This window comes from Paenibacillus azoreducens, from assembly GCF_021654775.1.
GTDB classification, from domain to species: Bacteria; Bacillota; Bacilli; order Paenibacillales; family Paenibacillaceae; genus Paenibacillus_AQ; species Paenibacillus_AQ azoreducens.
Window position 1 is genome coordinate 5,673,449 of record NZ_AP025343.1, and the last position, 24,431, is coordinate 5,697,879.

General features: G+C 48.2%; 21 protein-coding genes. 7 read left to right on the plus strand and 14 right to left on the minus strand.

Features of this window, described 5'->3' with window-relative positions; translation table 11 throughout:
• Window positions 1-628: 628 nt before the first annotated feature.
• Window positions 629-931: a YunC family protein gene (locus L6442_RS25135; RefSeq protein WP_194229778.1), complete on the minus strand. Its 303-nt coding sequence runs from the start codon at window positions 929-931 to the stop codon at window positions 629-631.
• Between the two features lie 212 nt (window positions 932-1,143).
• On the opposite strand from L6442_RS25135, the gene L6442_RS25140 reads away from it, so the two are divergent.
• Window positions 1,144-1,659 (plus strand): hypothetical protein, encoded by a 516-nt coding sequence (locus L6442_RS25140; protein WP_212976978.1) that lies wholly within the window; start codon window positions 1,144-1,146, stop codon window positions 1,657-1,659.
• Window positions 1,660-1,757: 98 nt separating this feature from the next.
• Here the strand turns inward: L6442_RS25140 and L6442_RS25145 are convergent, their stop codons facing one another.
• Entirely contained in the window at window positions 1,758-2,135 is a 378-nt protein-coding gene (locus L6442_RS25145; RefSeq protein WP_212976979.1) for a DUF423 domain-containing protein, read from the minus strand.
• A gap of 234 nt (window positions 2,136-2,369) precedes the next feature.
• Here L6442_RS25145 and L6442_RS25150 point away from each other — a divergent pair, with 234 nt between their 5' ends.
• From L6442_RS25150 to L6442_RS25170, 5 genes are all read left to right on the plus strand, one after another.
• A complete protein-coding gene (locus L6442_RS25150) occupies window positions 2,370-2,747 on the plus strand; it encodes a hypothetical protein (RefSeq protein ID WP_194229781.1) in 378 nt (125 codons plus the stop codon).
• Between the two features lie 5 nt (window positions 2,748-2,752).
• Window positions 2,753-3,604, plus strand: a complete 852-nt coding sequence (locus L6442_RS25155; protein WP_212976980.1) for a DegV family protein — start codon at window positions 2,753-2,755, stop codon at window positions 3,602-3,604.
• 78 nt (window positions 3,605-3,682) lie between these two features.
• Window positions 3,683-4,546: a DegV family protein gene (locus L6442_RS25160; protein WP_212976981.1), complete on the plus strand. Its 864-nt coding sequence runs from the start codon at window positions 3,683-3,685 to the stop codon at window positions 4,544-4,546.
• 374 nt (window positions 4,547-4,920) lie between these two features.
• Complete coding sequence (locus L6442_RS25165; protein WP_212976982.1) at window positions 4,921-5,241, plus strand: helix-turn-helix domain-containing protein; 321 nt, start codon at window positions 4,921-4,923, stop codon at window positions 5,239-5,241.
• 11 nt (window positions 5,242-5,252) lie between these two features.
• Window positions 5,253-6,173: an IS3 family transposase gene (locus tag L6442_RS25170; RefSeq protein ID WP_272880358.1), complete on the plus strand. Its 921-nt coding sequence runs from the start codon at window positions 5,253-5,255 to the stop codon at window positions 6,171-6,173.
• 515 nt (window positions 6,174-6,688) lie between these two features.
• On the opposite strand, the gene L6442_RS25175 is transcribed toward L6442_RS25170, so the two are convergent.
• From L6442_RS25175 to L6442_RS25200, 6 genes are all read right to left on the minus strand, one after another.
• Entirely contained in the window at window positions 6,689-7,843 is a 1,155-nt protein-coding gene (locus L6442_RS25175) for a phosphodiester glycosidase family protein (protein ID WP_212976983.1), read from the minus strand.
• A gap of 187 nt (window positions 7,844-8,030) precedes the next feature.
• Entirely contained in the window at window positions 8,031-8,453 is a 423-nt protein-coding gene (locus L6442_RS25180) for an undecaprenyl-diphosphatase (RefSeq protein WP_237100075.1), read from the minus strand.
• Between the two features lie 326 nt (window positions 8,454-8,779).
• A complete protein-coding gene (locus L6442_RS25185; RefSeq protein ID WP_212976984.1) occupies window positions 8,780-9,391 on the minus strand; it encodes a hypothetical protein in 612 nt (203 codons plus the stop codon).
• A 1,632-nt stretch (window positions 9,392-11,023) separates the two neighbouring features.
• Window positions 11,024-11,797, minus strand: coding sequence for a delta-lactam-biosynthetic de-N-acetylase (pdaA, locus tag L6442_RS25190; protein ID WP_194229790.1), 774 nt, complete (start codon window positions 11,795-11,797; stop codon window positions 11,024-11,026).
• Between the two features lie 151 nt (window positions 11,798-11,948).
• On the minus strand, window positions 11,949-13,019 hold the full coding sequence (locus L6442_RS25195) for a DUF4349 domain-containing protein (RefSeq protein WP_212976985.1): 1,071 nt from the start codon (window positions 13,017-13,019) through the stop codon (window positions 11,949-11,951).
• A gap of 125 nt (window positions 13,020-13,144) precedes the next feature.
• The gene (locus L6442_RS25200; protein WP_212976986.1) at window positions 13,145-13,897 is read right to left on the minus strand and encodes an SDR family NAD(P)-dependent oxidoreductase; all 753 of its coding nucleotides are present in this window, start codon (window positions 13,895-13,897) and stop codon (window positions 13,145-13,147) included.
• 437 nt (window positions 13,898-14,334) lie between these two features.
• Here L6442_RS25200 and L6442_RS25205 point away from each other — a divergent pair, with 437 nt between their 5' ends.
• A complete protein-coding gene (locus tag L6442_RS25205) occupies window positions 14,335-15,018 on the plus strand; it encodes a TetR/AcrR family transcriptional regulator (protein WP_237100076.1) in 684 nt (227 codons plus the stop codon).
• 305 nt (window positions 15,019-15,323) lie between these two features.
• On the opposite strand, the gene fba is transcribed toward L6442_RS25205, so the two are convergent.
• From fba to L6442_RS25235, 6 genes are all read right to left on the minus strand, one after another.
• Window positions 15,324-16,190 carry a class II fructose-1,6-bisphosphate aldolase gene (gene fba, locus L6442_RS25210; RefSeq protein WP_194229793.1) on the minus strand — a complete coding sequence of 289 codons (867 nt, stop codon included), beginning with the start codon at window positions 16,188-16,190 and terminating at the stop codon, window positions 15,324-15,326.
• 49 nt (window positions 16,191-16,239) lie between these two features.
• The gene (locus tag L6442_RS25215) at window positions 16,240-17,223 is read right to left on the minus strand and encodes an ROK family protein (RefSeq protein ID WP_212976987.1); all 984 of its coding nucleotides are present in this window, start codon (window positions 17,221-17,223) and stop codon (window positions 16,240-16,242) included.
• A 30-nt stretch (window positions 17,224-17,253) separates the two neighbouring features.
• Window positions 17,254-18,045: a DeoR/GlpR family DNA-binding transcription regulator gene (locus tag L6442_RS25220; protein ID WP_194229795.1), complete on the minus strand. Its 792-nt coding sequence runs from the start codon at window positions 18,043-18,045 to the stop codon at window positions 17,254-17,256.
• A 214-nt stretch (window positions 18,046-18,259) separates the two neighbouring features.
• On the minus strand, window positions 18,260-19,321 hold the full coding sequence (locus L6442_RS25225; protein WP_237100077.1) for an SIS domain-containing protein: 1,062 nt from the start codon (window positions 19,319-19,321) through the stop codon (window positions 18,260-18,262).
• 1,973 nt (window positions 19,322-21,294) lie between these two features.
• Window positions 21,295-23,070 carry a DUF5050 domain-containing protein gene (locus tag L6442_RS25230; protein WP_212976989.1) on the minus strand — a complete coding sequence of 592 codons (1,776 nt, stop codon included), beginning with the start codon at window positions 23,068-23,070 and terminating at the stop codon, window positions 21,295-21,297.
• Between the two features lie 389 nt (window positions 23,071-23,459).
• Window positions 23,460-24,419, minus strand: coding sequence for an ROK family protein (locus L6442_RS25235; RefSeq protein ID WP_237100078.1), 960 nt, complete (start codon window positions 24,417-24,419; stop codon window positions 23,460-23,462).
• Window positions 24,420-24,431 lie beyond the last annotated feature (12 nt).

Below are 24,431 nucleotides of genomic sequence, written 5' to 3' on the forward strand. Positions count from 1 at the left end.
AAATCTAACGAAACATCATATCGTTATTCAGGCGAAATGCATGGAAATCACCGTTAATTTTGCCCAATAGCGATCCATAGTTTCGTTAAAAAATTTAGGAGTTATATTTTGTGCAAATAGCGATTGTGAGTTTCGTTAGGAGATCTGGAGGTGCTACTGGAGGTACTGCTGAAGGCATCGTTGGCTCTAATTGCACACGATGTGGTACGACGTTAGAACATCACTGGGTCAAAGGACGATACCGTACATTTCGACCGTTGTCCCCGCCTCGCAAAGAACGGAACGCTTCAGCTCTCCCCATTGTGTAACGCAAATGCAAATGGAGTCGCACCTATCCAATCGAGCATTCGGCAGACGTTCGCCAGGAGCCTTGTAGCTTTTTCGACCTATTCGACCTATAGATGACGTCCATGCCGGGCGTACAATAAAAACCAGTCCCGGAAATGGGGCTGGTTTCGCTTGTTTAATCCCTTTTTGAAGATTATAGAATTCGTAAGTTTTAAGCGGGGCTTAAGTCATTCTATAACCGCAAGAAAAATTTCCGTTTAAATAACGGTCTGTCTTCTCTGGAAGTACTTCGATAGTCATTTTTCTTCTCTTCATGTAAATGTATGACTTTTGAATTATCTCACAACATTTTGAGAAGCGCTTCATGTCCGGGCATTCCCGGTAATATGCCAAGAGCAGCCGCTTCATCCGTCACGGATTCGAGCGGAGATTCCAGCAGCTCCTTTAATGTACGGACTCCTACCGCTCTGCCGGCAATGATTTTGCGGTCGCCCAGGCGGTCGTTCAACAGCCCGATATCAAGCGCCCCGCACATAATATACCCGCGCGCAGTGCTGATCGAGAGCAATGTCGTCTTGGGCAGCTTGACTTCCACGCCAACCAGCGGCTGGTCGCCAACCCAAATTGGCTCCATTGTCACCAAGGGCTCACACCTCCCTTTTTGGATAAATGCTCAAATTATGTGTATTCGTGGAGGAGGCACAATGTGTATGCAATTAAAGATAAAATTACGATCATCTTAGGAAAAAAGATATGCATACCCCCTACATTAGGACTATTCAATGTTTACATGTTCATGATATGATTTATATAGTTGAAGACTTATTTTTTCACATGTTATAGGCTGGGGGAATTATGAATAAAAATCAAAGTTACGAAGAGTCGGGATATTTATTTAATGTCGATATCCTGGTAAAAAGCCGCTCGAACGCACTCGCTCTGCAGGCTATGATTGAAATGTTGAATGATAGTGAAAACATCGCGGATTTTCGGATCAAATCAGGAATGGAACTCGGTCAGTTGATCGAAGCAATGCTTCAAGACAAACGGAAATCTCTTATTAAGCCAGGTGCTTCGGCTGCCTCTTTGCCTAACGGACAAGCTAAACCGAAAGCCATAAGCCAGTCGGACAAAAGCCCCAGCTCCCCCGCTGAGATAAAGCAAAGCAGCTCGCAATTATACGAATGGATTACGGACTGCATACGCGACAACCGGCTAACCCGCCTAACGGCAAACCGCGGCGGCCAGCCGACCAGCATGCCATGCCGCATATTGAATTTTGACGAAAACAATCAGCTCTTGAACGTATATCATGTTGACGAGAAACAGGTATATTCGTTTAAGCTGAGCGAAATCATCGAGGTTGTTTAATACGGGCAAAGCCCTTGCCATCCGCGATAAACGGAGTGCAAGGGCTTTTTTGGCTTCAGTTATGACCGTTACATATGATGCTCGGGATGGAAAGCATATTATTTTTTGCGGGTGATAGCCTCTGCCATAAGACAAATCCAGCCGGCAATAAAGGCCACTCCGCCAAACGGCGTAATAATACCCAAGGATTTGATGCCCGTAATCGTAAGCAGGTACAAGCTGCCCGAAAAAAGAACAATGCCTGCAAGCAAAAGCCACCCCGCCCAGGCCAGCTTACGAGAATCGCCCCAAAGTCCGGCGGCAAGCGCAATCAAAAGAATTCCAAGCGCATGTACCATATGGTATTGAACACCTGTTTCATAGACTTTCATGGCAGTTTCGCCGACAGACTGCTTAATCATATGGGCTCCAAAAGCGCCGATCGCTACGGAGAGCATAGCCATCAGGGCCCCGATGATCATAAACTTGCGCTGCATATCAGATGTCACCCCTTTATATGATATCCGTTTCTTAACTTCATAATCTGTCATCCATATTACCCTATCTGGTATGCCTTTACCAGCGGTATCCGGTGCAAAGGCCTTCAATCCGGCTTGATTTTTGCCTTATAATATGGAAGAGTAATTAACATCCCCTGATTTTCGAAAGTAATAGATGCCAAGCTTTCTAAATTCAGGTTACATATCTCATTTCGGTAAGGAGAGAAGAACATGGAACCACACCAGTCTCCCCAGCATCTGCAGCAGCAGATGCGGCATACCGGACCCGGGATTGCTTCATTTATCATCAGTCTCGTGTCCATGCTGGCTTATATTATTAGCGTAGGTGCAATGGGAGCGATATTTGCAAATGGCTTTGCGAACGACCATTCCTGGACACAAAGCTCCACGACGGGAGTTACGGTAGTCACGCTCATTTTGATCGGCCTGTTTGCGGCCAATATTTTGGGAATCGTGCTGGGCATTGTGGGCATGGTCATCCGCAACCGCAAAAAGATTTTCGCGATCCTGGGATTATCCTTGAATACAATCATTATTTTAAGCTTTGGTCTGATGTTCGTCATACTCATGCTTAGAGCAGGAAGGTGAATAAGATGTCTAACATAAAAATTTTTGCCGACAGCACCTGCGACTTGCCTCGGGAATGGGTGCAGAAATATGATATCGGCATTATTCCGCTATACGTCACCTTTGGGGACGAAACATACAAGGATGGAGTGGACATTACAACGCCCGAACTGTATGCGAAGGTGGACAAGATCGGCAGCCTGCCAAAGACGGCCGCTCCGTCGCCGGCGGATTTCATACAGGCGTTTGCCCCGCATATTGAAGCAGGCCGGGACATCGTCTATATCAGTCTTTCGTCCGAGCTGTCTTCCACCTATCAAAATGCAGTGATTGCTGCGGGCGAATTTCCGGAGGGCAGAGTTACGGTCATCGATTCTTTGAACTTATCAACCGGCATCGGGCTTCAGGTCATGAAGGCGGTAAGGGCCGCCGAAGAAGGAAAAACGCCGCAAGAAATCGCGAAACGGATTGAAAGCATCAAGCCTCTTGTCGAAACGGAATTCGTGATCGACTCCCTGGACTATTTGTACAAAGGCGGCCGCTGCTCCGGCATGCAAAATCTCGTCAGCAGCCTGCTTAAAATCCGCCCGGTCATTAAAGTCATCGACGGAAAAATGACGCCGGCCTATAAGGTTCGGGGCAAACGGGAAAAAGCTCTTGAGCAAATGCTGAACAACGCTCTGGACAAACGCGGCCAGATGGACAATGACCTCATTTTCGTCACCCATTCCCTGGCCGAAGAGGACGCCAACGAGCTTAAAAAGATTCTTGAAGAGAAAACAGGCGCCCGCGAGATCGCCATCTCCGATGCTGGCTGCGTCATTTCCTCCCACTGCGGAGCGAAAACGATCGGCATCTTGTATGTTAAAAAAGCATAATTCGAATCCTTTCTTGATTATTGATGCAACCAACATATTTCAAGGGAGGATTTTGCAAAAATCCTGAAGGAGATGTTCATGGCTAAACTTAAAATTTTTGCGGACAGCACAAGCGATCTGCCTAAGGAATGGATCGACCGGCACGACATCGGGATCATTCCCCTGTATGTCGTTTTTGGAAACGAACAGCTCAGGGACGGGGTCGATATTACGCCAGCCGAGTTATATAAAAGAGTATCCCGCAGCGGAAGTCTGCCGAAAACGGCCGCCCCTTCCCCTGCGGATTTTATGGCCGCATTCGAACCTTATGTGGAGCAGGGAGATTCTATTCTATACATCAGCCTTTCTTCCGGACTTTCGGCTACCTATCAAAATGCATTGATTGCCGCTGCCGAATATCCGGAAGCTTCCATTCGCGTCGTTGATTCCCTGAACCTCTCCAGCGCGATCGGCCTGCTCGTGATGAAAGCCGTATATGCGGCAAACGAGGGCAAAAGCTTGGACGAAATCGTCCGCATGCTCGAGAGCGCCCGTCCGGCAGTCGAAAGCGAATTCGTCATCGACACGCTTGAATACCTCTACAAAGGAGGACGCTGTTCCGGCGTGCAAAATTTATTGGGCAGCCTCCTAAACATCCGCCCTGTCATCAAGGTGATTGACGGCAAGATGACGCCGGCTTATAAAGTGCGGGGCAAAAAAGAAAAAGCAATGAATCAGATGCTGCAAAACGCGCTGGATAAACAAGAACGGATGGACAATGACCTGATCTTTGTCGTCCATACTTACGCCGAAGACGAGGCCCAATATTTGCAGCAGGTGTTAAAAGAAAAAACGAACGCCCGCGAAGTCGCCATTTCAACTGCCGGCTGCGTTATTTCAAGCCACTGCGGCCCGAAAACCATCGGGATTATGTACTGCAAGCATTCAGGGTTCATTTCCTAATAGTCCTTTGCTATTTCATGGTGATCCTTCGCGATTCCTTTCTGATCCTTTGCTATTTCATTGTGGTCCTTCGCCTTTTATGTGGTGATCCTTCGCTATTTCATTGTGACCGTTCGCGATTCCTTTGTGACTCTTTTTCCCATTACGGATGAGCCGCAAAAAACAAAGGTTGCAAAAGTACAGCTATTTTTTAGCGTTCCAGGCAATTATGCTAAGAAGCTTGCAAAAGTGCATCTTTTTTCCACCTTTTGAGCATAAACAGACGACTCATGATTAAATTAATGCACTTTCTCCTAGGCCCCCTAATTAAACTGGAGTCCTCCTACACAATAATTTAAACTAAGAATTAAGAGAAACTGGGAGGATGATCCGGAATGGGGAAAAGGCTGAAAGAAGAAGAACGAATCAAAATTGTGAAGGAAGCTTTGGCAGGTGTTAAGGTTGGGGTGTTAGCCCGTATGTATGATATCCATCCAGAAACCATTCGTGGGTGGATTAGGGATTACCGCGACTCGATCGCACCCGAAGAAATTCCAATGGCAGACGAGCATTTGCAAGAACTTCAGAGGCTGCAAGAAGTCGAACAACGATATGAAAAGGCTGTTAAAGCTTTGGGAGAGAAAGAACTCGAAAACGAGATTCTGCGTGAATTGCTAAAAAAGAAAAACCCCTCTTATCTGAAAAATTCGAAATAGCAGAGCTATTCATTAAGCGGGGAGAAAGAGTAGCATTAGTTCTGCGCATTCTTGGATTATCCGAATCAACATACTACGACCGTAAAAAGCGAGCTGCCATGCCAGAAATGGATCGTTCTATGAGTAAGCGAAAGGGCCGTCCTGTACCTGGATACTCATTGACGGCTCGTGGTGAGAAAGTCAGCGACGAGCAGATCAAGATTTGGCTGCTTGACCTTTTGGAAGGTGAAGAGTTTGTCTATGGCTACAAGTTTCTTGCGAAGTGTATTCGTGAGCAATATCACGTACGTCTCAATAAAAAGAAAGCATATCGTTTGTGTAGAGAGCTGGGAATTCTGAAAAAGCGACACAATCCTGTTCAAAGACACCCGCGCAGACTACCGAGAAATCGTATCGTTACTGGATCAAACCAGCTGTGGCAAATGGATATTAAGTATGGTTACGTGCTTGGAAAGGATCGTTTCTTTTTCGTGCTCAGCATTATCGATGTCTTTGATCGGGTTGTGGTGGGACAATACAGGGGAACTTCATGTGAGGCCAAGCATGTCGTTCAAACATTTTATCGTGCGTTAGAGAGCCGGATTGCACCAGGGGAGAAAATGCCTGTGATCCGAACGGATAATGGCCCTCAATTTGTAAGTCAGCTATTTGGAGATACGTGTGAGAGTCTGGACATCATTCATGAACGAATCCCGCCACGTACCCCCGATATGAATGCGTACATCGAGTCTTTTCATAGTATACTTGAACGCCACCTGTTTAGCCTAAGAGATTTCATGAGCTTTGAGGAGGCCTATGAGGCATTGGACCAGTATATGGATTTCTATAACAACCGTAAGATGCATGGTAGTTTGAAGGATATGCCTCCTGCAAAGTTTTCAAAATGGGTCAAGACACTGGAAGACTCCTCAGAATTCCATAAAGCGATGTAATACCTTGAAAAAATGAGATATTCTATGACAGAGCAATCACTGTAGGGCAAGACTCCGGATTTAGGGTGCCTAGCCGCTTTCGCAACAATTTCGCGTTCCACGCCATCAAAAGCCCGAAAAGGATGTACTTTCGCAACTTTTCTGTATTTCACATGACTCAGTCTGTCTGAAAAGGTTGTACCCTTATCAATTTCATAATGGATTTATATCGAGTGTCTGAACTTAGATATCGAATCATCTAATCTTATTTCTAACAACAATTGGTATTATGAAATTAACTTAAAGCCATCCGTTTCCGCGACTTTTATCCAAATGCGCACATAGGCCTTTGAAAACATGCACGTGTGCAGCTTTTGCATCAAACAACCATGTTGCCTTGAAAATACCTGCACTTTCGCATCTTCTATACTCATGATGAAATCCTAACATTATTGTGCCACAGCTTCGAAAGCAGCAAAAAGCCGCCCTAAAGTTCAATTGAACCTTGGAGCGGCTTTTTGCCGTTTCAATGGGGCTTACCTCTTTTTGCCCGGATCGATATCATCCGGATTCAATCCTGCCCAAATATTAGGGATATTCACTTCATCCGGATGCTCAAATACGAGGAAAGCCGTCGGAAGGTATCGTTCCCCATATTCGGACGAAGGTTTATTCACGATTTGGTTATCCTTCACCAGCACGGTCGAGGAACCTCCATCCAGGTTAGCGGCGATCACCGCGCCACGCTTCAGCAAGATTTGCTGAACGTCGTACAAATTGGCCCCGATACTGTAGGTAGGCTGGCGTCCGTCGATCACGACGAACAAAATAGCGCCGTCCGCACGTTGTCCCATCGCCGTACGCGGGGCAATGCCCCAGCCCTCTTTGGCGTTTTTGATCAAGCCTTTGCCGTTTACGATAATCCGCGGCTGGAAGGTTACGGCTTCTTTGATTCCCATGTTATTGAGTTCCTTCAAAGAATAGTGTCCCGCAACCATCTTGCCCGATTTGTCGATGCCGACCACTTGGGTAGAGCCGTTTTTGCCCAGACCGTTGTAATACAGCTTCCCTTGGGAGATCACGATGCCGATCGGCTTAAAGCCGTTGCCTTTCCAGTTCGGATCCGCGAATCCCCCGGCGTTGACACCGGCGATGGCCCCCGTTCGTTTGACCATGCTGGAGACCTTTTCGCCTCTGCCGCGGGCTTTCGGAATACCCAGGCGGATTTTTGTCGGATCATTAACGGTCATCACATATCCTTGGTAGCCCGAGCCCGAGACCTCCTCGATTTCAACAAGCGGCTTCTTCACCACCGTGCCTTCGGCCGATGTCTGCTGAGGAGCAGGGATGTGAATCTGATGCGTATCCTTCTCCTCGCCCATCGATTCGAACCGTTGATTATACTCCGCAACCCTGCGGTCCAGCTCCGCCTGTCCGATAATATACTTGGCCCAGTGGCGATGCTGCGTCGTAATCAGCGTATCGGCCACAAGGAAGCGGAATTCATTGCCCGATGGGGTCAAAAAGAACCAGCCGGCACCGAGCGTGCCAACGATCAATACCGCAAGCATGAACCGGGAAAAGAACCAGCCAAAACCTCTTCTTCTCTTTTGACGTTTTTTATTTTTGACGGATTTCGTCCTGTTTTGCTGTCTTACCGTAGATCTTTTTGGAAGTGTAGCTCGTTCCATGGTTTGTTATCCTCCAGTACGTCTCAAGCTTTTAAGAACAACCGATTCAAAAATATAAAATCTTTGTGCAATTCCAAAAGTATTGGACGGGACCAAAAAACGGATTTGGTTCAACCCTATTTAGAAGACGCATGCTGGGAAATAAAAGTTTCAAATTTCTGCAAAAACAAACATACCGGCATGCCGATTATGATTTTTTCCAGACCCGGAATTCCACCATTTCATAGAGATCAATGACGAGGGACAGCACTTTGCGCGGCCAGGCCAGTCTGTCGAACATCTGGTACACGAACATCGATACGGCAATACCGATTAAAGCGCCGCTCAGCACGTCCGACGGGTAATGAACCCCGTTCCAAATCCGCGAAAAGGCAATCAGCGCCGCCAGCGCCATCCAGATCATCCCATCCTTTTTACGGTATAGCAAAATCGAAAATGCGATGACAAAAGACCCAATGGAATGATTGCTCGGGAACGAAGCATTGGCCGCATGCTCAATCATCTGGTGCACCTGATAGGTTACGAACGGGCGGTCCCGATAGAACAGGTGACTGAGAATAGTTCCAATTCCAAAAGCAAGACAGGCAGAGGTCAAAGCCTGCACAACCATTTTCCTGTTCTCTCTCTTCCGCGTAAACCAATACACAACAACTGCCAGATAAAATAAATATTCCGCGTCCTTGGATAAGAAGCGCATACAAGCATCAATGACGGGGTAATTGCCCGCTGCATTATTGATCCAGCTAAACAGCGAATAATCCCATGTTGTAAAAATAATAATCTTCTCCTCTCCTGCCGTAATGGCTCATATCATGTCACAGATTCTACCAGATTAACGATGGTATGTTCTCAAGTATAATAGATTTCCGATGTTTCGTACAAATCCTGCTCCCTTGCAATAGCAAAAATGCCCGCCCCATAAGGGCGGACAAAATTTTACCAGCTGGCGCGGTTATTGATTTTTTTCATTTCATTGTCCGTCCATTTGCCGTAAACAAAAAATCCGAGATTTGAAATTTCCGGAAAATTCGCCCGAATTCCCTGATGTACATTATGGTACTGCGCGTCCGTCCAATCGGTGTCGAGCGTGGCGATGATTTCGGCACCCCCTGTTTTTTGCCTGGTTTGGCTCAGGATGCCGGTGTCGTCATAAACCCAGCTCGGCGGGAAGTCCCAATCATCGAAATACGCCATCGGCGCTATAAAATCCATATACGGCATAAATTTCGCCACGTCCTGTCCGCATTCCACGAACTCAGGCGGCAGAATATAGGCACCGAAAAAAAGCCCCGGCGTAATGCCGTCCAAGTCGCTCCTTACATCACGGACATATTCCCCGAGCTTTGTCGTCCTCCATTCGCCTTGTTTGCCAAAGATGAGCAGGAGGTCATCGCCCTTCTCGACAAAGCTGAGCAGGATGCGCAAAAAGCGGGTTACGACAAACTGCTGAAATTCGAAACCGCAAAATGGCAGGAAAATCTCAAAAAGATTGGCGGAAAGTGAGTTGAGCCCTCGCGAGAAATAGGCTGAACTAATAAACCTGCTCATAGGCTATAGAAACAACCATTATTGGGGCAAAAATAAGTCGCATTGAAGTTTCTAACGGCGGACGCTATTGAGGACACCGCGAACACTATAGGGGACACAGTGAACGCTATAGAGGACACAGCGAACGCTATTGGGGACACGGCGGGCTTTATTGACCATTATGATTTCTAACGGACACAGCGGACGCTATTGAGGGTAATTTCGGCCATTCTGATTTCTAACGGACACAGCTGCTGCTATTTTAGTCAAAAACCCCTTTTTGGCGGCGAATTGATGCTATTAAGCGCTGTGGTGTCCGTTAAAGTTTGAAAATGGCTGTTTTTTGCGAATTAGCGGCCATGGTGTCCGTTAGACGTGGCATGATCCAATTGCGAGCCTCATGGTGTCCGTTAGACGTGGCATAGCCCTATTGCGACCTCATTTACTTCTTTAAAAGGTGCAGAGCGCGAGCTCATTCCAACTCTAACGGACACAGCGGACGCTATTGAGGGTAATTTCAGCCATTCTGATTTCTTACGGACACAGCTGCTGCTATTTTAGTCAAAAACTCCTTTTTGGCGGCGAATTAATGCTATTAAGCGCTGTGGTGTCCGTTAAAGTTTGAAAATGGCTGTTTTTTGCGAATTAGCGGCCGTGGTGTCCGTTAAGCGTGGCATAGCCCTATTGCGACCTCATTTACTTCTTTAAAAGGTCAGAGCGCGAGCTCATTCCAACTCTAACGGACACAGCGGACGCTATTGAGGGTGATTTCGGCCATTCTGATTTCTAACGGACACAGCTGCTGCTATTTTAGTCAAAAACCCCTTTTGGCGGCGAATTGATGCTATTAAGCGCTGTGGTGTCCGTTAAAGTTTGAAAATGGCTGTTTTTTGCGAATTAGCGGCCGTGGTGTCCGTTAGACGTGGCATGATCCAATTGCGACCTCATTTACTTCTTTAAAAGGTGCAGAGCGCGAGCTCATTCCAACTCTAACGGACACAGCGGACGCTATTGAGAGTAATTTCGGCCATTCTGATCTCTAACGGACACAGCTGAACCCAGCTGCTGCTATTTTAGTCAAAAACTCCTTTTTGGCGGCGAATTGATGCTATTAAGCGCTGTGGTGTCCGTTAAAGTTTGAAAATGGCTGTTTTTTGCGAATTAGCGGCCATGTTGTCCGTTAAGCGTGGCATAGCCCTATTGCAACCTCATTTACTTCTTTAAAAGGTCAGAGCGCGAGCTCATTCCAACTCTAACGGACACAGTGGACGCTATTGAGGGTAATTTCGGCCATTCTGATTTCTAACGGACACAGTTGCTGCTATTTTAGTGAAAAACCCCTTTTGGCGGCGAATTAATGCTATTAAGCGCTGTGGTGTCCGTTAAAGTTTGAAAATGGCTGTTTTTTGCGAATTAGCGGCCATGGTGTCCGTTAGACGTGGCATGATCCAATTGCGAACCTCGTGGTGTCCATTAGACGTGGCATGATCCAATTGCGAACCTCGTGGTGTCCATTAGACGTGGCATGATCCAATTGCGAACCTAATGGTGCGTTAAGCGTGGCAAATTGGCGCATGCCCGTGCTCCGGCAAATCCGAATGCGCATCCCTCTATTGAAAAAAGCCACTCTCATTGAGTGGCCACAGATTTACCTCAGTAGTTTCTTACCGTCATGGCATCCAGGCTTTTAAATTCGTATCCCTGCTGCCTTGCCCCGTCGATAATGCGGCCAAGCGCTTCCGTATTATCCCTGGAGATGGAATGCAGTAGAATGACAGCACCCGGATGAAGCTGGGACATCACCTGTCTATACGCATAATCGGCGCCCCTCTGGCCATTTACGTCCCAATCCTTGTAAGCAATGGACCAGAACACGCTAACGTATCCCTCCGCTCGGCTTAAAGCCAGCGTACGATTGCTAAAAATCCCTCGCGGCGGCCGGACAAATTTCATCGTGACCTGCCGGCTCGCAGTATCAGATACAGCTTTTTTCACCTTATCCAGTTCTTCCTTCAGCTGCTGATCGGAGATTTGCGTCATGTCCGGATGAGACCATGAATGGTTGCCGACCAGATGTCCTTCCGTCAACATTCTCGTCACCAGCTCAGGTTTATCCTTAACATAATGGCCTGTGAGGAAGAAAGCAGCCGGGACCTTTTTCTCCTTCAGCACATCCAAAATTTTGGGCGTAAACCCGTTTTCATAACCGTTATCAAACGTCAGGTATAGTTCCTTACGGGACGTGTCCCCGAGAAAGATCGCTTCATTTTTTTTAAGCACATCTTTAAAGCCCTCTTCGTTAATGGAAGCAAGCTGACCATTTTTGCTTTTTTTAAAGCCGAAATGGTAAGGGCCGTCCGCAGACGCGGTCTGCTGACCGCAGCAAAGGAGCAGTAACGCAGTCAATAGGATAACAAAGCGCTTCATGTGGATTTTCACCTCTCCATCAATGAAATGGTCTGAATTTGCATACTAGAGGTAATATGCCACAGGAAAGGCGAAGTTATGTGTTTTATGAAGAAAAAGAAGCGACCCGTGTAAAATAACGAAAAAGATATTTATACTTCAGCCGCCGATTTTAGCTATCCTGCCGATCCGTCTCTTCTTTCAATGGCTCTTCAATGGATTCTTCTTTCGGGTCAGCGCCCGCATTCAGCTGCTTCCGTCTCATGGCCGCTTCCCGGCGTTTCCGTTCCCCCGATTTCCGTACCGCCCAAATAACCAGCAAAATGATTGCTGCTACAATCAATACCGGAGTAGAGCCGGAAAGAATCACAACGATCCATTGAAAAACCTGCGTGATCACCTCAATGCTGCCTTGAAACGCTTGGTTAGCCCGTTTTCCGAGCGGTGGCTGGACATTTTTAATCTGCGCAGGTTCCTTGGCCGTTTCGTACAAACGGATTTCCACGGTGGAATAAGACACATTTTGGTCGATATACCGCATGCGGCCTTTGATCTGCTCGATTTCGGACTGAATGCGTTCAAGTTCGTTCGCAAAAGCAACCAGATCATCCGTTTTGGTCGCTTTTTTCATGAATTCAATATACTGCTGCTCCATGAGCTGCTTGGCCTTAAGCCTCGATTCCAGATCAACGTATTCCTCGGTCACATCCTGTCCTTCAATGCTGCGTTCTAGACGTTCATGTTTGATTTTCTCAAGATCGGCGAGGAATGATGAGAAGCCTTTCGCAGGGACTTTGATGGCAAATGTGCCGCCTTTTTCGCCGGTCGACGCCGTTTCGCTGAAATTGATGATATACCCGCCAGACAGCGTAACCCGGTTGCGGATTTCCGTTTGCGCCTGGTCATAATCCGGGATTTCCATCACAATATTGGCTTTGTATATCAGCTTTTGGTTGAGCCCGCTTGCGAGATCCTGTGCATTGAGCCCGTTTGTTGCGCTTGCGGTTTGCAGCGGCGATTCGGGCAGTTTTTGCTCCGCGCCGGCAGGCTGTTCGGCTTGACTTGAGCTGTCCATGCTAGCGGTTTCTGTTTTTGCTTGCGGAACAGCCTCCTCCACGGTGGCGGACGATTTTTCGTCCATAACGTTGGCACCCGCTGCTTTGTCATGCGAAGCAGATGAGCAGCCGCTGACCAGCATGATCAACAACATGAGAACGGCAATCCATGACCCCCATCTTTTCATCAAAATCCCCCCAAATACAGTTTGATTTTCCTTACATCCCCTAACGAATCTATGTTTTGGAAGGTTGCAGACGGATAGAAAAAACCTCCAGGAGATTTTCCCGGAGGTCCTTGGTTTAATAGGTTTTATCTTGCGGATACGCCGCCGTCGATCGCGAGCTCAGCCCCCGTAATAAAAGAGGATTCATCGGACGCCAGAAATAAAACGCCTGCTGCGATATTTTCCGGTTTGCCGAGGCGTGGAAGCGGTGTGTTGGATCGGAACCAATTCGTCATATTTTCGTCCGCAAAAAGCCCTTCCGTCATCGGAGTTTCAATATATCCCGGATGGATCGAGTTGCAGCGGATATTGTCCTTGCCGTAATCGATCGCCACCGCCTTGGTCAAAAGGCGGACCGCTCCTTTGCTTGCGGTGTACGGCCCCGCGCCGTTGCTGCCTGTTAGGCCGGCGATGGAAGAAATGTTGATAATGGAGCCTCCGCCGTTTTTCTGCATGACAGGAATGACATGTTTCAGTCCAAAAAATCCCCCGGTCAAATTGATCCCCATCACCTTATCCCAATCCTGGGCGGTCGTATCCAAAAGCGATTTCGGGAATGAAATGCCGGCATTGTTGACCAAAACGTCGATCTTTCCCCACTTCTTAACGGTCTCTTCAACGATGCGCTCCCACTCATTCTCCGAAGTTACATCATGACGGAAACCGATGGCTTCGCCGCCATTCTTGTGGATCTCCTCCACAACCGCATTGACTTTACCCTCCTGAATATCGGTAACGACCACTTTCGCTCCTTCTTGAGCCAGAAGCAATGCATCCGCTTTCCCCATCCCGCCTGCCGCGCCGGTTACGATGGCAACTTTTCCAGATACTCTACCCATGATCGAAAACTCCCTTCTGATTTAAAACGCTTAATAAAATCCCCCCACAAAGAGTATCGGAAAGAAGTAAGGGCGCCTCTCAAAGAGGGGCTCTTTTGCGGAGCAAAAGTACTGAGTGGAGCCTATGCTTCGATGCTTATTCCAAAACCTTTGCGGGGACTCCAAAAAACTTATAACTTCTATACTCTTAAAAAAACAAGCTCCTTGGAACATTTCCGTTCCCGAAATCAAACTAAATTCCCAGAAGATCAAAAAAAAGATTTAATTCCGTAGTCATGATATCATTACTATCATTTCGATATTCATTATATCACTACTATTTCAAATCTGCAATTTCATATTTTGAAAAGAAAAGAGCGCTCTATCGATGGATTGACTTTGGCTTTTACCTCTGATAGCATTCATAAATTAAGGACTCACTTGGAAACTATGTGAAATTGAAAGCAAAAAAGGTCGTGAACAAGGTTATGGATCCAAAGAGCAGATGGGAGCAAGAACGTCAGGAAGCCAAAAAACAGCGTGAAAACAGCATTATCGAAGCGGCTGAACGGGTTTTTGCCAAAAAAGGCCTTGAAAAGGCCACCATGCGCGATATTGCCGAGGAAGATAATGTGGGGATTGCCACCGTTTTCAGATATTTTCCCAAAAAAGATCGCATCATCGTAGCCGTTGCGGCGAGGATTATAGAAATGGAAGCTGAAGCCTTTCAGGCCATTTTAGAGCGGCCCGGAACAGGGATAGAAAAAATGGAGATGCTTTTCGACCACTTTATCGAAGAAAACTCGCCGAATTACCTTAACCGCAACAAACTTATCGAGGCATTCGAAAGTTATGCCGCCCAGCAAGCCGAACCGCTCGATGGAATTGAGGAATATTATGAGGCAACACGCAAGGTGTTCCGTATTTTTGAGAGAATTATTCAAATATGTACTGAGGACGGTTCCGTTCGATCGGATATGGATGCCCGCGAGACGTTGTCAACATTGGTGAACACTTTCGGCATCTTCGCCAAAAAACTGTCGATTCAAAGCAGCATTTTAATGTTCAAGGCCGATCCGGACTTCATGGTGCAGCTCTCCATTTTGAAACGGATTTTCATGGATTATTTGAAACCCCGCTGATACGGTAAGAAAAACGTCTATCGACGTACTCTCATAGAAGACAGACCGCTTTTAGCGGATGTTTTTCTTGCGATTATAGAATGACTTAAGCACTGCTTAAAACTTATACATTCTATAATCTTAAGAAAAACGTCTATCGACGTATTTTCATAGAAGACAGACCGCGCTTAGAGATAGTTTTTCTTGCGATTATAGAATTGTTCAGCGTAGCAAGAAAATTTATAAATTCTATAATCTTCAAAAAAGCCTGCCCCGCCCTGATTTGCATCAGGACAGGACAGGCTTTTAGAATTAGAAATTCAAGCTTAACGGAAGTCGCGAGCGCGACCCACGCAGCCGCAAAGCTGCATTTTTTCCATCGCAGCTTGTTTAAGCGCTTGCTTGGCAGGAACCATATATTTGCGCGGATCGTTTTCCTCCGGATTTGCGGCGAATACCGCCTTGATGGCATCCGAAAATACGATGCGCAGCTCTGTTGCAACGTTCATCTTGGCCATGCCGAGCGAAACGGCGCGTTTCACCTGATCTTCAGGAATGCCGGAGCCGCCGTGCAAAACAAGGGGCACGCTTACAGTATCCGCAATCCGTTTAATCCGGTCAAAGTCAATGTTCGGGTCGCCTTTGTAAATGCCATGCGCCGTCCCGATCGCCGGAGCCAGCGTATGAACGCCCGTACGCTCCACGAATTCAGCGCATTCCGCCGGATCGGCTAGCAAAGCGTCCCTTTCATCCACGACGATATCATCCTCGACGCCGCCGACCTTGCCGAGTTCGGCTTCCACGTTAATCCCTATCGCATTAGCCGCTTCAACTACCTTTTTGGTGATCGCCACATTCTCTTCGAACGGAGAATGCGATGCATCGATCATCACGGAAGTATATCCGGCACGGATGCAGCTCATAATCACCGCAAAATCGGAGCAGTGGTCGAGATGGAGCGCGATCGGCACGCTGGCCCGATTGGCAGCCACGGTCGCCGCTGCAGCGATATAATCCGGTCCCAAATGCTTCACCGTACCTACCGTCGATTGAATGATTAGCGGAGACTGGGCTTCTTCAGCCGCTTCCACGACGGCTTGCAGCATTTCAAGCGTGTGCACGTTAAATGCGCCGATTGCATACTTATTTTGTCTTGCAGTTTGCAATAAAGAAGTAGAAGAAACGAGTGCCATATGAATTTCCCCTTTGTTGTTTGAATTTGCAATTCATCACGGGACTTTACTACAACATTGCATTCTCATGCTTTTGTTTGGCATACATTGCGCTTCCGGTCACGCCCGCATCATCGTTGTTTAATGCAGTTACCACGTTCAGGCGTTCCCTGTAATCCGGCAGAATCCGGCTGTAAAGCTCTTGCTTCAGCGGCGTAAGCAAACGGTCGCCTGCCAAAGCTCCGCCTCCGCCCACAATGATCAGCTCCGGGCTGACCAGCGGCACGGCATAGGACAAGGCGCGGCCTAGAAGGGTTCCCGCTTTGTTCATGATGGACCTCGCAAACGAATCTCCCTGGTCGTATGCGCGGGAAAGATCGGCGGCGGTAAGCTCCTCTAGCCGTTCCCCGGGATACCATTCGCTCAAAATGGATGCTTCCCCGTTACGCAGCGCCTTCTTCGTATGACGCACCATGCCGGATGCCGACGCGAAGGTCTCCAGGCAGCCTTGCAAACCGCATGGGCAAGGATCGGTCAGACCTTCCATCACAATATGTCCAAGCTCCCCGGACATATTGCGGAACCCGTAAAACAGCTTGCCACTATTGACCATGGCCGAGGCGATACCTGTTCCTACCGTAATTCCGAGCACGTCTTTATAACCTTTGCCCGCACCGTACATCGCTTCACCGTACACATAGGTGCGCACATCATTGTCAATATAGACCGGCAGGTTCAGCCTGGACTCAAGCCGCTCTACCGCCGGCAGATTCCTCCAGCCGAGGTTGCCGGCAAAGCGGGCAATGCCCTCTTCAGGGTCCACAAACCCCGGTAAGCCGATGCCTGCTGCAATGACTGAAGTTTCCTCCCCGGAATGGGCTGCATAACCGGCCGCCGCTTCTTCAATCATGGACGCAATTTTCTCCAGAACGGAATCCGGCCCTTTGGAAGCCTCCGTTGCGCGTTTGATCTGATGCACCACGTCGCCGGATGGGGTAACCAAACCGCAGACGATATTGGTTCCGCCCACATCCACGCCAGCATATACTTCCATCTTCACACCCGCCCTGCGTTTATCAGTATTTTATTGGGTTGCCGTTACATAAACTTGCACCCGCTCCGCTTCCAAACGCGCCCGCAGCTCGTCTCCGGGCTCCTGATCCGTAATGATGCCGTACAGTGCCGAAACCGGCGCGACCTGGAACAGGGAATTGCGGCCCGACTTCGTATGGTCAAATACGGCAATGGTCCGTTCCGTACGCTTCATCATCATTTGGGCCGTGTTGGCCTCCAATTCCGAATAGGTGCTGACACCCTGTTCCGCCGAGAAGCCGTCGATCCCCATAAACATGATGTGGATATTCAGCGCCTCCAGCGTCCGTTCGGCGAGCGGTCCGCACAGCTCGAAGTTTTTGCTGCGCAGCATTCCGCCGGTCAGCACGACCTGAACGTCCTCGTTTTCGGACAGTTCCATCGCAATGTTAACGGCGTTGGTGACCACAGTAATATTGCGGCGGTTTTTGAGGGCGCGGGCAATCAAATAAGTGGTTGTTCCCCCTGTGAGGCCGATGACATCCCCCTCTTCAACAAGAGATGCGGCCAACTGGGCAATGCTTTCTTTTTCCCGGTAGAGCTTGTTTTGCTTTTCGTGAAATGGAACTTCCCTCCCGGCGATCAATCCTGCTGGTTTTGCCCCTCCGCCCATCGTCCGGATGACCCGTCCCGCCTTTTCCAAAGCTTCCAGGTCACGTCTGGCCGTTGCCTCCGAGCATTGAAATTCCCGGATGACCTCCTGAAGAGATATCGAACCGTGTTCCAGGATATATTCAAGTATTTGTTCCTGACGTTCTTCTTTTGATCCATTTCGTTCACGCAAAACAGTTTCGCTCCTTTGTCATCAATTTCATAATGCCGCTAATTTTTGAAATCAACCAAAATAAGTTGAACAAATGATTTTAAGGATAAAGTCAGCCGGGTGAAATATTCTTTAGTTCAACTTACATGGATATAGAACGGAATTCATTAGGCGATTCGATACCCAAGTTCAAACACTCGGGTAGGAATCCATTATGAAAATTGATTCTTTGAAATCAGATTTTGACCACCTGGGTCAAATTCCGCGGGCTGTCAGGGTTTCTTCCCTCCCGCAAGGCGGTATAGTAACCGATATATTGAACCAGCGGCATGTTCAGCACCGCTCTGGCTTCATCGCTAAGGCTGCGGCCGCCCGTGGCAAAGACCATATCGGCAAAAGAGGTGTCCTCTCCCGCTTCGGCTGTAACGATTACCACAAATGCGCCGTATGCCTTCATTTCCTGCGCTACTTTTACTTCATAGCTTCTGGCCTGCTCGGACAGGAACAGACATACCATCGTGCCTGGTTCCACGACTGATTTAGGACCATGCCGGAATTCCATTGTACCAAAGCTTTCGGTCCATACACAGGACATTTCCTTCAATTTGAGGCAAGCTTCATGAGCAAGACCGTTATAAGCTCCCATGCCCAGGTAAATGAATTTGTTAAGCTCCGGATGTCCGTCGATAAGCGCTTTGGCTTCCGCGTCACCTTTAGCCACGATGTCTTGGCTGAGCTCCATCACTTCTTTCAGTTCGGACAGATAGGCTTCGCTACCAGCCGCTTGAGCCATCGCTGCCTGCAGCAAGAAAGTCATGCTGCTGAAAGATTTTGTCATGACCGTACTCTTCTCATTACCAAGCGGGGAGACGAGGCAAGGCACATTTTTCGCCATTGTGCTTTCTTCATGACAGGTAATACCGCAAGTGGTCCAACCTGCCAGGTCCTTCACTGAATCCAAAGCCAGGATTACCTCCGAGGATTCCCCGGAACGGGAAATGCCGACGAGAAGCACTTCCTTCTTCGCGGCAACCGCCTGCTCTCTGAACAGATAGATTTCGGAAGACGGATGAGCGCTGGCGCTCTTGCCGGTCCATTTGCGGAAAGTGCTCGCCGCAGTCAATGCCAAATAATACGAGGTCCCTGATCCAATAAAAATAACCTCGTCGAATTTATCGCTCTTAAAATATTGATCCACCCAATCCTGCTGCTTCTCCAACTGCTTCCAAGCGGCTGCAATCGCTTCGCTTTGCCCTCCGATTTCCGGATACGTCAATACACCATACTGTTCTGGCACTTCATATCCACCCCAATCCATAAAATGTAATGATGAATCGTTATGATGACATTATATTTCACCTTGTTGAAACTTTCAATCATAAATATGATTGATTTTTTCATTGAATGAGAAAATGCGGATTCGAAAACGTTTTATTGTTAAGTTGACCAATGATTGTCGGGAATATGGCAGCGGGTGATCTCTAACGAAACATGACATCGCTATTTGCAACAAAAAGGGCTTTTTGAAATTTTAACGAAACAGGGTATCGCTATTATGCTAAATAAATGCCTGCAGGCCTGGTTTTATCCCAAATAACGATCTATAGTTTCGTTAGATTTCATTTTCTTTTGTTTTTGAGGCAATAGCGTTCTATAGTTTCGTTAGAGAGACCTAGGCGAACGTAGTGCATGCTTCCGGGGCAGCTTTTTTAAAAGCCTGAGCTTCGTAAAATATCATTCCCCCTAGGCTCAATAATTCTAAAGGTATCTTCTTTAGGAGATTGAACTCTCATGCCTATTCAGGCTGTCGAGCCCCCCTCTTTCTTCCATGGGGTTTAAAATTGCCTGCGCCGGTCTCTCAAGTAGGGTTCTCAAAGCGTTTTAAATCGATTTTTATTTTAAAAGATATGCTTCTTATAAAAAATAGAGTGTCGAAAAGTCAGCTGGACTTTCTCAACACACTGCTATTCCATATCCTTTTCTTTAGTTCGCCTTATACTTCACCTTATTATAGAAGTAATTCACAGTGAAAAACAGTTTTTAGCTGTATGGCGAATATGCGCAAAGCCTCAACTATAATCTAACGGACACTACGACCGCTAAATCGCTAAAAATAGCCCTTTCGGAATTCTAACGGTCACCACAGCGCTTAAATGCTCCGAAACGAAGGTAAATCCGGGATTCTTCACCAAATAGCTGCATCTGTGTCCGTTAAAAATCATAATGGTCGGAATTGCCCTCAATAGCGGCCGCTGTGTCCGTTAGGTAAGGGCAGCGTTTCGCAAGAGCTGCATTTTGCCCGGACTGCATCTAGCAAGAGGGATCCGTATTGGAAGAGCAGCGATTTTGCCTAGGCTGTTTCTAGCGGGGGAAGTGTTTTGCTCCGGCTACATATATAGCAAGAGGGCAGCCGTCTAGCGAGAGCTGCATTTTGCCCGGACTGCATCTAGCAAAAGGGATCCGTATTCAGGAGAGCAGCGATTTTGCCTAGGCTGTTTCTAGCGAGGAAAGTATTTTTGCTCCGGCTACATATATAGCAAGAGGGCAGCCGTCTAGCGAGTGCTGCATTTTTCCCGGACTGCATCTAGCAAGAGGGATCCGTTTTCGAAGAGCAGCGTTTCGCAAGAGCTGCATTTTGCCCGGACTGCATCTAGCAAAAGGGATCCGTATTGGAAGAGCAGCGATTTTGCCCAGGCTGTTTCTATCGGGGGAAGTGTTTTGCCATGCCGCGTCTAGCATTAATTTTTCTTGCGACTATTGAATCCTTATGCTCCGCTGAATGCTTATAAACTCTATGTACTTCATAGTAAAGGCACTATTTTTAACGGAGTTCCGTATATCGTGAAAGCCTAACTATAACCCAACGAACAATACGAACGCTAAAATGCTAAAAAATAGCCGTATACCTCTGCCCTCCTCGATTCATATCTAAAAATAAATCTGCATCATCATAAAAAGTGTTACTGCAATATCTGTACAAAAGGTGAAGATTATATGGTGGAGAAGAGAGAAACGAAGTGATATGAAAAATAGCAATTGCTCCTTACATAAGTACAACTACTTATATACAAGAAGCTCGAATGGGCTACTTTTATGATCTGCCGTTAAAACGATCGGCGAGGTGGATAACTAGAGTTATAATCAATGGTTTTAGATATGGGGGGCATGCTATCATGCTACTGGCTCTAAGATGGCAGAAAACGCCACCTTAGAGCCGGCAGGCACCACTGAGAGGATAAACTTTCATGCCCATTTACCGGGCGGAAGGGTTTACTTTACCGAATAAACCCCTTCCTTATAGGTCAATGTGTAAACCATACCTTCATCGGTGAGCTTCGCTGTTTGGACTTGGTCGGATACCAGGCGTGTGCTCCCCTTCGCGTCAATCTTGTACATACCCGGATCATACCCGTTTGCCAGGTAGTAAATCCCGTCCTTTCCAATGTAGTACGAGCTCACCGGTTTGTCGCTGCGCTGCGTCTCCTTGCCGTCCTTCAAGTCATATTGGTACAGGACGCCCGGGTCGGAGGAACTGCCGGTGACGTTCGAGGTATAATACAAGCTGCCGTTCAACAGCTCGGCATTCATTACTTTTCGAGATACCACGGTTTTCGGCTGCGATCCGTTCACATCGGTCTTGGCCAAGTGGCCCGTCGCGCTGTCCACGTAATAAACCTGGTCTTCGACTATCCAGAACGGGCCAGCGGCAGGAGTAATCTTTACCTGGGTCTTGTCTGCAGGATTGATCTTATACACCGAGCCTTCATCCTTCGGATCGCTGTCTTTGTACCCAAGCACGTACACATAGCCGCCCTTGACGTACATAGCACCATTGGCGTTATAGCTTGTACCGCCCCCTGCATCCTGCTTTCGGTTTATGGCATAGACGAAGTTGTCTTGGCCGAACGTCTTGTACTCCCCAGTCTTGAGATTGACCCGGCCGAGGTTATTGTCCGTCTTGCCCATAAAGTTAAAATCGGCATGATACAGGAAATCGCCCGACTTGACCGGCCCGATCAGGCTTTTGGCACTCGTTACCTCCATCAGGGCACCCTTGTCGACCCGGTACAGCTTCTCCGATCCCATCGTATTATCGCCGCTGTGAAGATTCACGTACAGCTCCTTGTCGATGATCAAGATCCTTTCCAGCCAGCCGTCCGTCGGTTTCCAAGAGGAGAAGGAGGTCACCTTCCGGACTTGTTGATTGGCAAGGTCCAAAGCAAACAGTACGCCCTGATTGTTCACCGTCGATACGAAATACAGTTCATGCCCGATAACCTTGGCGCTGCTCAGCACCGGCTGCCCCGGAATGTCAATCAGGACTTCCTTTTTGCCGTCAGCCTTCCGGTATAAACGCTCCAACATACCATTGCTTTGATAGATCTGCTTACTGTAGTAAATCATGTCTCCGTATTTCGTGATCGGCGTCAGCATTTTCTCGTACGCGACCGGCTTCCGCGTATCCTTCAACTGGGTCAGGATGCGGTCTTTGACAGCCAGCGTTTCGGCACTCTTCTCGTCAACGGCTTCGTCTCCCATCAGGATGAGCCCATCCAGCCACTGAATGTTTTTGCCCAGAGCCTCCGCGGCGCTTCGTAAGGGCAATACTACCCGGCCGCCGATTTTTTGCGGAGCCACGTCCATCTTCTTAGGCTCGTTATTCACCATCATAGTGGTGCTGTTCACTTTGAACTTGACAGTCTTTTTCAGTCCTGTGTTCATAAAAATAACGTCATCCGGGTTCTGAGCCTGCCATATCGTTTGCCAGGAGCCCTGTGAGCGGAACTGAGAGGCCAGCGTTCCCATCAGACGAATCGGCACCATGACCCTTCCGCTGCGCTGGACGATGTCATAATCCTCTTGAAGGTCAGTTTTCTCCCCGTTAATAAAAGCTTTTCCATGATAATCATAAGGAATGATGACCATTTGGTCGAAAGTTTGGCTTAAAGGCCTGGGCGCCGCCTTCTCTGCGGCAAAAGCCGGTACCGCCCCGCATACCAAAACCGCAGACAGCAGCAAGCTCGTTAGCTTGAATTTTGTGGACATCGAAACATCTCCTCATCCTTAGAATTTAGTCTTTATCTCCCAACGACCCTCTGCCCCATCTATCCGTCCAGGGATCACCTAGATTATAGACGTGAGGAAGAGGGAAATGTTTCTAGTTTCTGTTCAATTCGTCCAAAGATGGCACTGCCAACCGTTTCGGTTAGTTAAGTCCGAATTCAGAGCCCCCTGGATCGGATGTGAGAATAGTTAACATCAGAACACGCCGGCGATACTTATTTTATATTTGCGAATCAGCCGCGCCTCGTCGACCAGAGGGTTTGAATCTTACAGAAACCTTAAACTCCCAGAGAGTTATCAATTCTATAATCTAAAAAAAGAGCAGGTCTTGCGCTTAATAGCGCATACCTGCTCTACAATGGTTATTCATCTTATTCGCGATCCACAAACAAAGCCGCTGCACCGATAATGCCCACATCGTCGCGCAATTCTGCCGGTTTAATGGTGCATGTCCCCCGGTAAGGCTCGAGAATCAGCTCTTCCGTCTTGCGGATCAGCGGCGCAAAGAAAGCATCTCCCGCACGGCTGACGCCCCCGCCGATCACGATGCAGTCCGGATTGAAGCTGTGAATGATATTCATGAGTCCAAGTCCTGTGTAATGGATGACGTGTTCCATCGTCTTCTGGGCAATCTCATCGCCTGCCCCGGCAGCCTCAAAGACATGCTTGGCGCTGACGGCCGTTCCTTCCTTATCGGCAAGGGCCGTCATTAGCGACTGCGTTCCCGCCGCCGCGATCGCCTCGCGGGCCAGCCGCGCAATTGCCGTTCCCGATGAATACGTCTCCCAACAGCCATTCTGACCGCAGCCGCACTGGATGCCGTCCGGGTTGATTACCGTATGTCCCAGCTCGCCGGCAAAAGATGACGCCCCCGTATAAAGACGGCCATCAAGCACCAGGCCAGAGCCGATGCCGGTACTAAGCGTCACATAAACCATGCTTTGCGAGCCGCGTCCGGCTCCGTATACATATTCGCCCCAAGCGGCAGCATTGGCATCATTGATAAGCCGCACCGATATGCCAAGCCTTCTCTCCAATTCGGCTTGAAGCGAAATCCCGTCCCAATCAGGCAAGTTAACCCCGTTTAGAATGACGCCGCTCCGGCTGTCCACCATCCCCGGCGATGCCACGCCTACGCCGGCAATCTCTTGGCGGCCGCGGACTTCCGTGATCGTGTCCACGATTGTCGCGATCACTTCCTCCGAGCTTTGCAAGCCTGCCGTCGCCTTTTGGCTGCGTTCCAGCAGACTGCCTGTCTGGTCAAGCATGCCCGTTGCTATTTTGGTTCCTCCCAGATCCACACCGATAACCGCTTTATTTTCTTTTTTCAACGTTGTATTCAC